We start from the raw sequence: 11,378 nt of genomic DNA, 5'->3' as shown, positions 1-11,378 counted from the left end.
CTCACGGGGGGTGCGGGCGCGGGGGCCGTCGTCGTCGCGGTCATCGTCCCTCGTACTCCTCGGAGATGCGCTCGGCGAGCTGCTGGGACTTGTCCAGGGCCGTCTCGACGGACTGGCGTCCGGCGATGGCCGCGCTGATCTCCTGGGAGACCTGGGTGCCGATATCGGTGAACTCGGGGATGCCGACGAACTGGATGCCGGGGGCGGGGCGCGGCTGGACGCCGGGGTCGTCGGGGCGGGCGCCCTCGATGGCGGCGCGGGTCATCTCCTGGAAGGCGGCGGCCTCGGCGCGGTAGGCGGGGTGGTCGTACGTCGACGCGCGCTTGCCGGCGGGCACGCTGGACCATCCGATCTCCTCGCCGACCAGCCGCTCGTACTCCTTGCCGGACGCCCAGGAGACGAACTTCCACGCCTTGTCGGGGTTGCGGGAGGCGTCCTGGATGCCCCAGGCCCAGGTGTAGAGCCAGCCGGAGGAGGCGGTCTTCTCGACGGGCGCGGGGGCGTAGCCGATCTTGCCCTTGACCGGGGAGCCCGCCGCCTCCAGGGCGCCGGCCGCCGAGGTGGCGTCGTACCACATGGCGACCTTGCCCTGGGTCATGTTGTTCAGGCATTCGGCGAAGCCGGACTGGGCGGCGCCGGACTGGCCGTGCTCGCGGACGAGGCCGACGTAGAACTCCGTCGCCTCCTTCCATTCGGGGCTGTCGAGCCGGGCCTTCCAGTCCTGGTCGAACCAGGTGCCGCCGAAGGTGTTCACCACCGTGGTCAGCGGGGCCATGACCTCGCCCCAGCCGGGCAGTCCGCGCAGGCAGATGCCCTTCATGCCGGGTTCGGCGCCGTCGGCCTTCGCCGCGAGGTCCGCGACCTGCCGCCAGGTGGGGTGTGCGGGCATGGTCAGGCCGGCGCGGGCGAGCACGTCCTTGCGGTACATCAGGAAGGACGACTCGCCGTAGAAGGGCTGGCCGTAGAGCTTGCCGTCGTCGCCGGTGAGGGACTGGCGCATCGGCTTCAGGATGTCCCGTTCGTCGTACGCCGGGTCCTCGGCGACGTAGGAGTCCATCTCCTTCAGCCACCCGTTGCGGGCGTAGATCGGTATCTCGTAGTTGGAGAGGGTGGCGACGTCGTACTGGCCGGCCTGGTTGGCGAAGTCCTGGCTGATCTTGTCGCGGACGTCGTTCTCGGGGAGGACGGTGAAGTTCACCTTGATGCCCGTTTCTTCGGTGAAGTGGGCGGCGGTGAGCTTCTGCAGCTCCACCATCTGGGGGTTGTTGACCATCAGGACGTTGATGGCGTCGCCGCCGGACCCGCCCCCGCCCGCTCCGACCCAGCAGCCGGAGAGCAGCGGGGCGAGCAGCGTCCCTGCGGCGGCTGCGGCGAGCGTGGCTCGCGGGGGCCGTCGTCGGCTCTGGGTTCGCATGGATCGCTCCTGGACGTATGGGGAGATATGGGGCACCGGACGGTGTGCCGGTGCCCTGGGGGGAGTGGGTGGGAATGTCAGACGCGGACGACCTGCGGGCCCAGCAGCGAGTAGCGGTGCGCCTCGGACGCGGGCAGCAAGGTGCTCGTCACGATCGCCTCCAGCGCGCCGATCTCCGCGAACCGGCTGAAGCTCACCGCGCCGAACTTGGTGTGCACCCCGACGAAGACGGTGCGCCGCGCGGCCCGCACCGCCTGTGCCTTGACCTCGCCGACGGCGGGGTCGGGGGTGGTCAGGCCGTGCTCGCGGGAGATGCCGTTGGCGCCGATGTAGGCGAGGTCGACGACGAATCCGGCCAGCATCTTCGTCGTCCAGTGGTCGACGGTGGCGAGGGTGCCGGCCCGGACCCGGCCGCCGAGCAGCAGCACCGAGACGTTCGCCGCCCCGGCGAGCGCGCCCGCGACCGGCAGGGACGCGGTGACCACGGTCAGCGGCCGGTCCCGGGGCAGCGCCTCGGCGATGAGCTGCGGGGTGAAGCCCTCGTCGACGAAGACGCTCTCCGCGTCCCCGAGCAGCCCGGCCGCGGCGGCGGCGATGCGGCGCTTCTCGGGGACGTGGCTGGTGGCCCGGAAGGAGAGCGTCGTCTCGAACCCGGCGCTCTCCACGGGGTAGGCCCCGCCGTGCGTGCGGCGCACCAGGCCGTGGTCCTCCAGGACGCGCAGATCCCGCCGCACGGTCTCCTTGGCCACGCCCAGCTCGGCGGCGAGGGCGGTGACGTCGACGGAGCCGGTGGCCCGGGCGACCCGCACGATCTCGCGCCGGCGCTCCTCCGCGGTCCTGTCCATGGTCGTCACTCGCCTTCTCGCCGTGTTGCCCGTTCGGGCCCGCTGTGGGGCCACGGGGCAAGTTCTACAGCGGCTGTGGGGTGCTGACCAGGTCTGTTACGGAGACGATGCTGCCCGGGTGGTGCCTGTTCGGCGGGAACGGTGCCCGTCTCGGACGCGGCAGCCGGAGGGCGCGGCCGGGTCGGGTCCGCGGGGGCGTCATGGCTGGTCGCGCGGTTCCCCGCGCCTCTCACGGGGCGCGGTCGCGCGGTGTCCGGGCGGGCTCGGCTCGCCGCCGGACGTGACCGAATGCCGGGCGGGCGGGCCCGTTCGGTGCCCGCCCGCCTTTTCCGCGTGGCTTGATTCAGTAGGGCCAGATCGGCGGCTCGGTCGTGAAGTGGCCGCCCAGGCAGGCGTGCGCCGGGTTCTCGGGGTCCAGTTCGCCCTGCTCGGCGATCAGCTTCTCGGCGTACGGCTCGGAGTCGTCCCGCGGGTCGTAACCGAGCGCCCGCGCGGTGGTGAGGTCCCACCACAGGCGGGTGTTGGCGGAGGAGCCGTAGACCACGGTGTGGCCGACGTTCTCGGCGGTGAGCGCCGCATGGAGGAGGCGGGCGCCGTCGGCCGGGCTCATCCAGACGGAGAGCATGCGCACGCTGGTCGGCTCGGGGAAGCAGGAGCCGATCCGCACGGAGACGGTCTCCAGGCCGTGCTTGTCCCAGTAGAACTGCGCCAGGTCCTCGCCGAACGACTTGGACAGGCCGTAGAAGGTGTCCGGGCGGCGCGGGGTGTCGATCGGGATGAGGGGGTCGTCGCCCTGGGGGCGCGGGGTGTAACCGACCGCGTGGTTGGAGGAGGCGAAGACGATGCGTCCGATGCCCTCCTCGCGGGCGGCCTCGTACAGGTGGTAGGTGCCCTCGATGTTCGCCTTGAGGATCTTCTCGAAGGGGGCTTCCAGGGAGATGCCCGCGAGGTGGATGATCGCGTCGACGCCCCGTACGGCCTCCCGGATCGCGTCCTTGTCGGCGAGGTCGGCGACGATCGCGTCCGGCGCGCCGTCGATGGGGCGCAGGTCGAGCAGGCGCAGGTCGTAGCCGTAGTCCGGGAGCAGGTCCCGCATCAGGGTGCCGAGCCCGCCGGCGGCGCCGGTGAGCAGAACGGTGCGGGGAGCGGGCATCCTCGGGTCTCCTTGCATCGCCAGCCGTGCACAGGGTGCGTCGAGAAGTGTGCACATGCGCGTACGGCATTCATATTCGTGGACACGCTAAGAGGGTGCGCGACGCCCGTCAAGTGTCACGCGGAACCAGGAAATCCGCCGATGTGTCGGGGGTTGGCGAGCTTGACCCGGCTCCCGGGCCCCCTTTAGCGTGGAGGCGTTCAGAAATGTAGACGCAGATTATGAATATGGACCTCGGATCCCGGGAGAGCCCGTGACGACAGCCCCTCTCGCCGCCCGCCTCACCGTGCCCAGCGGGCCGCTCTTCTTCCCCGTCACGGCCTACGGCCCGGACGGCACCGTCGACATCGAGGTCTTCCGCGCGCATGTGCGCCGCGGCGTGGAGGCCGGAGCCGCGGCCGTCTTCGCGTGCTGCGGCACCGGAGAGTTCCACGCGCTCACGCCCGAGGAGTTCCAGCGGTGCGTGCGGGCCGCCGTCGAGGAGACCGCCGGGCGGGTCCCGGTCGTCGCCGGCGCGGGCTACGGCACCGCGCTCGCCGTACGGTACGCGCGGCTCGCCGAGGAGGCGGGCGCCGACGGCCTGCTCGCCATGCCGCCGTACCTCGTCGTCGCGGGGCAGGACGGACTGCTGCGGCACTACCGGGAGATCGCGGCGGCCACCGCGCTGCCCGTCATCGTCTACCAGCGCGACAACGCCGTCTTCACCCCGGAGACCGTCGTCGCACTGGCCCGCACCGACGGGATCGTCGGCCTCAAGGACGGCCTCGGTGACCTCGACCTCATGCAGCGGATCATCAGCGCCGTCCGCACCGAAGTCCCCGGCGACTTCCTCTACTTCAACGGCCTGCCGACCGCGGAGCAGACCCAGCTCGCCTACCGGGGCATCGGCGTCGCCCTCTACTCCTCCGCCGTCTTCTGCTTCGTGCCCGAACTCGCCCTCGCCTTCCACCAGGCCCTGCGCACCGGCGACGACACCACCGCGCACCGCCTGCTCGACGGCTTCTACCGGCCCTTCGTCGAACTGCGCGCCCGGGGCCGCGGCTACGCCGTCGCCCTGGTCAAGGCCGGAGTACGGCTGTCCGGGCTGGACGTGGGGGAGGTGCGGCCCCCGCTGCACGAGCCGAGCGAGGACCATGTCAAGCAGCTCGCTCAGCTGATCGAGCGTGGGCACGCGCTGCTGGAGGAGACCAAGTGAAGGCGTCGGCATTCGTCTACCCCTGGGACGTCAACGGCGACCCACGGGCCCCGCGGCACCTCGCGGAGCTGGGCGTACACCAGGTCACCCTGGCCTCCGCCTACCACTCCACCCGCGCGCTGACCCCCCGCCACCCCCGGCACCGCGTCGTCACCGCCGAACACGCCGCCGTGCTCTACCCGCCCGGCGACCGCTGGGCGGGCCGCACCCTGCGCCCCTACCCGGCCGGCGCCTGGGCGCCCGAGGCGGACGCCTACGGAGAGGCCGCCGCCGCGCTCGCCGACGCCGGTCTGGAGATCCACACCTGGGTCGTCCTCGCGCACAACTCCCGCCTCGGCGCCGAGCACCCGGACACCTCGGTCGTCAACGCCTACGGCGACCGCTACCCCTGGGCGCCGTGCATCGCGCAGCCCGCCACGCGCGCGTACCTCGTCGACCTGGCCGCCGAGGCGGCGGTACGGCCCGGCGCGCGCGGCACCGAGCTGGAGTCCCTCGGCTGGTACGGCCTCGCCCATCTGCACGCCCACGACAAGACCGGCGGGGTCGGCCTCGGCGACGCCGGCCAGTACCTGATGTCGCTGTGCTTCTGCCCCGACTGCCGCGCGGGCTACGCCGGGCACGGCCTGGACCCGGACGCACTGGCCGCCGCCGTACGGGCCGCGCTGGAACCGGTGTGGCAGGGGGCACCCTCCGACGGAGGCTGGCCGGCGGTCGAGAAGCTGCTCGGCGACACCACCGCGACCGCCACGCGCGCGTGGCGCGACGCGACCGCCCGCACCCTCCAGGAGGAGGCCGTCGCCGCGGTCCGCGCGGAGGCCCCCGACGGCTTCCAGGTCCTCCTGCACGCCGACCCGGTGTCCTACCACTGCGGGGCCAACGCGGGCGTCGACCCCGCGCACGTCCTCTCCGTCGCGGACGGCGTGGTCGTCCCCTGCACCGGCGGCGCGGGCCTGCTCACCCCGTTCGCGGAACAGGGCCGCGCGGGCGCCGTCCTCGCCGCCAACCTCACCGTCGTCTCCGGCATGGGCGGCAGCCCCGGCACCCTCGCGGACGACACCGCCCGCGCCCGCGACCTCGGCGCGACGGAACTCCGGCTGTACCACGCCGGGCTCGCGTCGGACGCCGACCTGGCGCAGGTGCGGTCCGCGCTCGGCGGGCGCTGAGGCCGGGGCCGACGCGCGTCCCGCCGACGGTGGCGGGTCCTCGACGCCGTGGGCTCGCCGCTCGCCGCTCGGCGGTGCCGTGCCGGGCGGGCGTCGGCACGGCCGCGCCGGCGGCCGGTCGCCGATGGCGCGGGAAGTACGTCCCCGCGGGGGCCGCGCGGGGACCGGCCGCGTCACGTCGGGGCGGTGTCCGGCGGTGAGGCGCGCTCCGAGGGCTCGCTGCCGGGCGGGCGCCGGGCCGGTGCCGTCGACGTCGCCGCCAGGGCGGCGCCCGGGGGCGCCAGCAGCAGGCGGTGGCCGACCGGTCCCACCAAGGCCGCGCCCACCGCGGGGCCGACCCGTTCGGGGCCGGCGATCCGGTCCTGAGGGTCGAGGAACGGGCGCTGCTCGTCCTCCTCCGCCCTGGTGCGTCTGAGCCGTCCCGCCACGCCGGCACGCGCCAGGCGCTGCACGACGTCACCCGGACCTGTCCGGCCGGGGCCGGCACCGCGCGGACGGCCACGCCGGCCGCCGTCGACGACGCCTGCCGGAAGGCCGGCATCGGCCGACGCGGCCGAGCGGGGCGGGCCGCGCCGATGAGTTCCGCCGCCGACGCCGGTCCACCACTCAGGACCACACCCTGAGGAGCAGCGGATGACCGACCCGACCGGCACCACCCTCGACCTCGGACCGCAGACGGCGGTCCTGGCCCGCCTCGCCGCCGGCGTCCCCGACGACCGGCTGGCGGGCCCGACGCCCTGCCCCCGCTACACCGTGCGGAACCTGCTGGGCCATCTGACCGGGCTCGCCGCCGCCTTCCGGGACGCGGGCCGCAAGGAGCTGGGCGCGACCACCGACACCGACCCGGGTTCCACGCTGCCCGACATCGGCCCCGGCTGGCGCGAGGAGCTGCCCAAGGTGCTCGACGAGCTGGCGGAGGCGTGGCGCGACCCGGCCGCCTGGACGGGGATGACGCGCGCCGGGGGAGTGGACCTGCCCGGCGACGTCGCCGGTCTGGTCGCCGTCGACGAACTGGTCGTCCACGGCTGGGACCTGGCCCGTGCCACCGGCCAGGAGTACGTCCCCGACCCCGCCGCGCTCTCCGCCTGCCACGCCTTCCTCGCCGAGAGCGTCGGGGACCCCGGCCGGGACGCCATCTTCGGCCCGGTCGTCGACGTCCCCGCGAACGCCCCGCTGCTCGACCGCGCGGTGGGACTGAGCGGCCGCGACCCGAGCTGGACGCCGCGCTGACCCGGGCTGGACGCCGCGCTGACCCGGGCCGGGCGCCGCGCTGACCCGGGCTGGACGCCGCGCTGACCCGGGCTGGGCGCCGCGTTGACACCGGGCCCGGCGTCGGGCCGGGCGCCGCGCTGACGCCCGGCAGGGCGCCGTAATCCGCGAGCGCGCCGGGTCGCGGATCCGTAGCCTCCACGCATGTCTCTCACGCTCACCGTCCTCGGTACCGCCTCGCCGCACCCCGCCCCCGGCCGGCCCTGCTCCGGCTATCTGCTGAGCGCGCCGGGCGCCGAGGTGTGGGTGGACGCCGGCCCCGGAAGCTTCGCGGAGTTGCAGCGGCACACGGATGCGGCGCGGCTGAGCGCGATCTGGATCTCCCATCTGCACGCGGACCACACCGCCGACCTGCTGTCCGCCTTCTACGCCTTCGCGTACGGCGGCCTCACCCCGCCCGCGCCCGTCCCGGTGTACGCCCCCGACGGGTGCGCCCAGCGCCTGGCGGGGTTCCTCGGGCGCCCGGACCCGGACTTCCTCGCGGGCGTCTTCGCCTTCCACCCCTTGGCCGACGGCCGCACCGCCCGCCACGGCGAGCTGCTGCTCACCTCCCGCGCGGTCGTGCACGACGTACCGGCGTACGGCCTCCGTGCGGAGGCGGGCGGCCGGGTGCTGGCGTACTCCGGCGACACCGGCCCCTGCCCCGCCCTCACCGAGGCCGCCCGCGACGCCGACCTGTTCCTGTGCGAGGCCGACATCGACGCGCATCGCGAAGGCGAACAGGTGCACCTGACGCCGGAGGACGCCGGTGCCGCCGCCCGCGCGGCCGGTGCGCGGAGCCTGCTGATCACCCATGTCGGGCCCACGCTCACCCCCGGGTCGGCGACCGCGCGAGCCGCCGCCGTGTTCGGCGGTCCCACCCGCACCGCGCGGGAGGGCGCCGTCCACCGCCTCTGAAGGCAACCTCAACTTCCTTTGTCAGAAGCATTGACGAAACACAGGGGCGCCCCTAGCTTCAACGCGTCGTACTTCGTACGTCATATATGAGACGCGATACGCGATATCCGAGAGGCGCGCATGACCTCTGTGCCCACGCCGATCCCCTCCCGCACGCAGTACGTGCTGGAAGGGATCAAACACCGCATCCTCACCGGACAGCTGACTCCGGGTCAGGCCCTGGTCGAGACCGAGCTCGCCGCGCAGTTCGGGGTCTCCAAGACCCCGGTGCGCGAGGCGCTGAAGACCCTGGCCGGGACCGGGCTGGTGGTGATGAGCCAGTACAAGGGCGTCACGGTGCGCATGGTCGACGCGGACATGGCGCGCGAGGTCTACGACGTGCGACTGCTCCTGGAACCCGAGGCGCTGCGCCGCACGGTGCGCCGCGGCGCTTCCCTGGACATCGCCCGTGAGGCGCTGACCAGGGCGGACGACGCCACGGACACGGCCGAACGGTCGCTCGCCAACCGGGAGTTCCACCGCGCCCTGTACGTGCCGTGCGGCAACCCGCTGCTCGGCCGGATGCTCGACGAGGTCCGCGACCAGGCGGCCCTCGTCTCCGCCGTGGCCTGGGCCGCCGATCCCTCCTGGGAGCGGGAGGCCAGTGAGCACCGCGAGATCCTGCGGCTCGCCCTCGCCGGTGACGCCGACGGCGCGGCGCGCGCCCTCCACGCGCACATCGCGTCCTTCGTCGAGCGGGCCTTCCCCGACGTACAGGTCGAGGCCCAGGGAGAGGACGGTCAGGCATGACAACGACGTTCGAGACCCAGCGGACGGCCCTGGCCGACGTGGTCGCGATCCCGGTGACACCCTTCGCCGAGGACGGCTCCGTCGACGAGGACACCCACCGGGCCCTGCTGCGTCGTCTGCTCGACGGTGGGGTCAGGACGCTCACCCCGAACGGCAACACCGGAGAGTTCTACGCCCTGACACCCGAGGAGCGGCAGCTCGTCACCGAGATCACCATCGACGAGGCCGGCGACCGCGCCGTGGTCCTGGTCGGCGTCGGCCACGACGTGCCGACCGCCGTGGCCTGCGCCCGGCACGCCCGCGAGCGCGGCGCCCAGATGGTGATGGTGCACCAGCCCGTCCACCCGTACGTCTCGCAGAGCGGCTGGGTCGACTACCACCGGGCGATCGCCGAGGCCGTGCCCGAGCTGGGCGTCGTGCCGTACATCCGCAACGCGCAGCTGCACGGCGACCGGCTCGCCGAACTGGCCGACGCCTGCCCGAACGTGATCGGCGTCAAGTACGCCGTCCCGGACGCCGCGCGCTTCGCCGCCTTCGCCCGCGACGCCGGCCTGGACCGGTTCGTGTGGGTGGCCGGGCTCGCCGAGCCGTACGCCCCCTCCTACTTCTCCGCCGGTGCCACCGGCTTCACCTCGGGGCTGGTGAACGTCTCCCCGGCCGTCTCGCTGAACATGATCGAAGCGCTCCGGTCCGGCGACTACCCGGCGGCGATGAAGGTCTGGGAGCAGATCCGCCGCTTCGAGGAGCTGCGCGCCGCCAACGGCTCCGCCAACAACGTCACCGTCGTCAAGGAGGCCCTGGCCTCGCTCGGCCTGTGCCGCCGCGAGGTGCGCCCGCCGAGCAAGCCGCTGCCGGAGCAGGAGCGGGCCGAGGTCGCGGCCATCGCCGCCGGGTGGTCGATATGACCCGCCGCCCGGAAGACCTCCGCAGCCACCAGTGGTACGGCACCGACGGACTGCGCTCCTTCAGCCACCGCGCCCGTACCCGCCAGCTCGGCTACCTGCCCGAGGAGCACCTGGGCAAGCCGGTCATCGCGATCCTCAACACCTGGTCCGACATCAACCCCTGCCACGTCCACCTGCGCGACCGCGCCCAGGCGGTCAAGCGCGGGGTGTGGCAGGCCGGCGGTTTCCCGCTGGAGTTCCCGGTCTCCACCCTCAGCGAGACCTTCCAGAAGCCGACGCCCATGCTCTACCGGAACATGCTCGCCATGGAGACCGAGGAGCTGCTGCGCTCCTACCCGGTCGACGGCGCGGTGCTGATGGGCGGCTGCGACAAGTCCACGCCGGCGCTGCTCATGGGCGCCGCCAGCGTCGACCTGCCCACCGTCTTCGTGCCCGCCGGTCCCATGCTGCCCGGCCACTGGCGCAACGAGGTCCTGGGTTCCGGCACCGACATGTGGAAGTACTGGGACGACAAGCGCGCCGGTCTCATCGGCGACTGCGAGATGCACGAGCTGGAGAGCGGCCTGGCCCGTTCGCCCGGCCACTGCATGACCATGGGCACCGCGTCCACGCTGACCGCCGCCGCCGAGGCGCTGGGGGTGACCGTGCCGGGCGCCTCCAGCATCCCGGCCGTCGACTCCGGGCACGACCGGATGGCCGCCAAGGCGGGCATGACCATCGTCGACCTGGTCCACCGGGACCGGAAGCTGAGCGCCATCCTCACGGCCGAGGCCTTCGAGGACGCCGTCACGACCGTCCTCGGGCTCGGCGGCTCCACCAACGCCGTCATCCATCTGATCGCCATGGCGGGGCGCGCGGGCGTCAGGCTGACCCTCGACGACTTCGACCGCATCGCCCGCACGGTCCCGGTCCTCGCCAACGTGCGGCCCGGCGGCCGGACGTACCTGATGGAGGACTTCCACTTCGCGGGCGGCCTGCCCGGCTTCCTCTCCCGCATCCCGGACCTGCTCCACCTGGACCGGCCGACGGTGTCGTACGACACGATGCGGGAGCAGATCGCGGGCGCCCAGGTGCACAACGACGACGTCATCCGGCCCCGGGACAACCCGGTGGCGCCCGAGGGCGGGGTCGCCGTGCTGCGCGGCAACCTCTGCCCGGACGGCGCGGTCATCAAGCACATCTCCGCCGAAGCGCACCTGCTCAAGCACACCGGCCCCGCGGTCGTCTTCGACGACTACCGGACCATGCAGCGCACCATCAACGACCCGGCGCTGGAGATCACCGCCGACAGTGTGCTGGTGCTGCGCAACGCCGGCCCCAAGGGCGGCCCGGGCATGCCCGAGTACGGCATGCTGCCCATCCCCGACCACCTGCTGAAGCAGGGGGTGCGGGACATGGTGCGGATCTCCGACGCCCGGATGAGCGGCACCAGTTACGGCGCGTGCGTGCTGCACGTGGCGCCGGAGTCGTACATCGGCGGGCCGCTCGCGCTGGTGCGCACCGGGGACCTGATCACCCTGGACGTCGAGGCGCGCACCCTGCACCTGAACGTGGACGACGAGGAACTGGACCGGCGCCGCGCCGAGTGGACCCCGCCGCCCACCCGTTACGAGCGTGGCTACGGCGCGCTCTACAACGAGCAGATCACCCAGGCCGACACCGGCTGCGACTTCGAGTTCCTGGCCCGGCCGGGCAAGGTCGCGGATCCCTACGCGGGCTGAGCCCCGCCGCCCCGCGCCCTGCACGAC

The 11,378-nt window shown here is 73.6% G+C and carries 11 protein-coding genes; 7 read left to right on the top strand and 4 right to left on the bottom strand.

Going from position 1 to position 11,378, the window contains the following annotated elements; translation table 11 throughout:
- Positions 1-40: 40 nt before the first annotated feature.
- The 3 genes from CCN42_RS28595 to CCN42_RS28585 all read right to left on the bottom strand — a co-directional run bounded on the left by CCN42_RS28595 (position 41) and on the right by CCN42_RS28585 (position 3,412).
- A complete protein-coding gene (locus CCN42_RS28595) occupies positions 41-1,414 on the bottom strand; it encodes an ABC transporter substrate-binding protein (protein ID WP_086739937.1) in 1,374 nt (457 codons plus the stop codon).
- 77 nt (positions 1,415-1,491) lie between these two features.
- Positions 1,492-2,259 carry a DeoR/GlpR family DNA-binding transcription regulator gene (locus tag CCN42_RS28590; protein ID WP_211294820.1) on the bottom strand — a complete coding sequence of 256 codons (768 nt, stop codon included), beginning with the start codon at positions 2,257-2,259 and terminating at the stop codon, positions 1,492-1,494.
- A gap of 343 nt (positions 2,260-2,602) precedes the next feature.
- Positions 2,603-3,412, bottom strand: coding sequence for an NAD-dependent epimerase/dehydratase family protein (locus tag CCN42_RS28585; protein WP_086739934.1), 810 nt, complete (start codon positions 3,410-3,412; stop codon positions 2,603-2,605).
- A gap of 253 nt (positions 3,413-3,665) precedes the next feature.
- On the opposite strand from CCN42_RS28585, the gene CCN42_RS28580 reads away from it, so the two are divergent.
- Both CCN42_RS28580 and CCN42_RS28575 read left to right on the top strand, forming a co-directional pair.
- A complete protein-coding gene (locus CCN42_RS28580) occupies positions 3,666-4,607 on the top strand; it encodes a 5-dehydro-4-deoxyglucarate dehydratase (RefSeq protein WP_086739930.1) in 942 nt (313 codons plus the stop codon).
- Entirely contained in the window at positions 4,604-5,770 is a 1,167-nt protein-coding gene (locus CCN42_RS28575; protein WP_086739928.1) for a hypothetical protein, read from the top strand. The genes CCN42_RS28580 and CCN42_RS28575 overlap by 4 nt, the downstream gene beginning before the upstream one ends.
- Before the next feature lie 173 nt (positions 5,771-5,943).
- Here CCN42_RS28575 and CCN42_RS28570 read toward each other — a convergent pair whose 3' ends face one another.
- Positions 5,944-6,222: a hypothetical protein gene (locus tag CCN42_RS28570; protein ID WP_086739926.1), complete on the bottom strand. Its 279-nt coding sequence runs from the start codon at positions 6,220-6,222 to the stop codon at positions 5,944-5,946.
- Between the two features lie 181 nt (positions 6,223-6,403).
- On the opposite strand from CCN42_RS28570, the gene CCN42_RS28565 reads away from it, so the two are divergent.
- The 5 genes from CCN42_RS28565 (at position 6,404) to araD (ending at position 11,351) form a co-directional block, all read left to right on the top strand.
- On the top strand, positions 6,404-7,000 hold the full coding sequence (locus CCN42_RS28565; RefSeq protein ID WP_086739925.1) for a TIGR03086 family metal-binding protein: 597 nt from the start codon (positions 6,404-6,406) through the stop codon (positions 6,998-7,000).
- 183 nt (positions 7,001-7,183) lie between these two features.
- The gene (locus CCN42_RS28560; protein WP_086739923.1) at positions 7,184-7,936 is read left to right on the top strand and encodes an MBL fold metallo-hydrolase; all 753 of its coding nucleotides are present in this window, start codon (positions 7,184-7,186) and stop codon (positions 7,934-7,936) included.
- A gap of 120 nt (positions 7,937-8,056) precedes the next feature.
- Positions 8,057-8,725 carry a GntR family transcriptional regulator gene (locus CCN42_RS28555; RefSeq protein ID WP_086171642.1) on the top strand — a complete coding sequence of 223 codons (669 nt, stop codon included), beginning with the start codon at positions 8,057-8,059 and terminating at the stop codon, positions 8,723-8,725.
- Complete coding sequence (locus CCN42_RS28550; RefSeq protein ID WP_086739922.1) at positions 8,722-9,630, top strand: dihydrodipicolinate synthase family protein; 909 nt, start codon at positions 8,722-8,724, stop codon at positions 9,628-9,630. The genes CCN42_RS28555 and CCN42_RS28550 overlap by 4 nt, the downstream gene beginning before the upstream one ends.
- Positions 9,627-11,351 carry an L-arabinonate dehydratase gene (gene araD, locus CCN42_RS28545; RefSeq protein ID WP_086739920.1) on the top strand — a complete coding sequence of 575 codons (1,725 nt, stop codon included), beginning with the start codon at positions 9,627-9,629 and terminating at the stop codon, positions 11,349-11,351. Before CCN42_RS28550 ends, araD begins: the two co-directional genes overlap by 4 nt.
- Positions 11,352-11,378: the final 27 nt, after the last annotated feature.

It is taken from the genome of Streptomyces glaucescens (assembly GCF_002154375.1).
Taxonomy (GTDB): Bacteria; Actinomycetota; Actinomycetes; order Streptomycetales; family Streptomycetaceae; genus Streptomyces; species Streptomyces glaucescens.
This window is presented reverse-complemented; position numbering and strand designations above follow the sequence as displayed.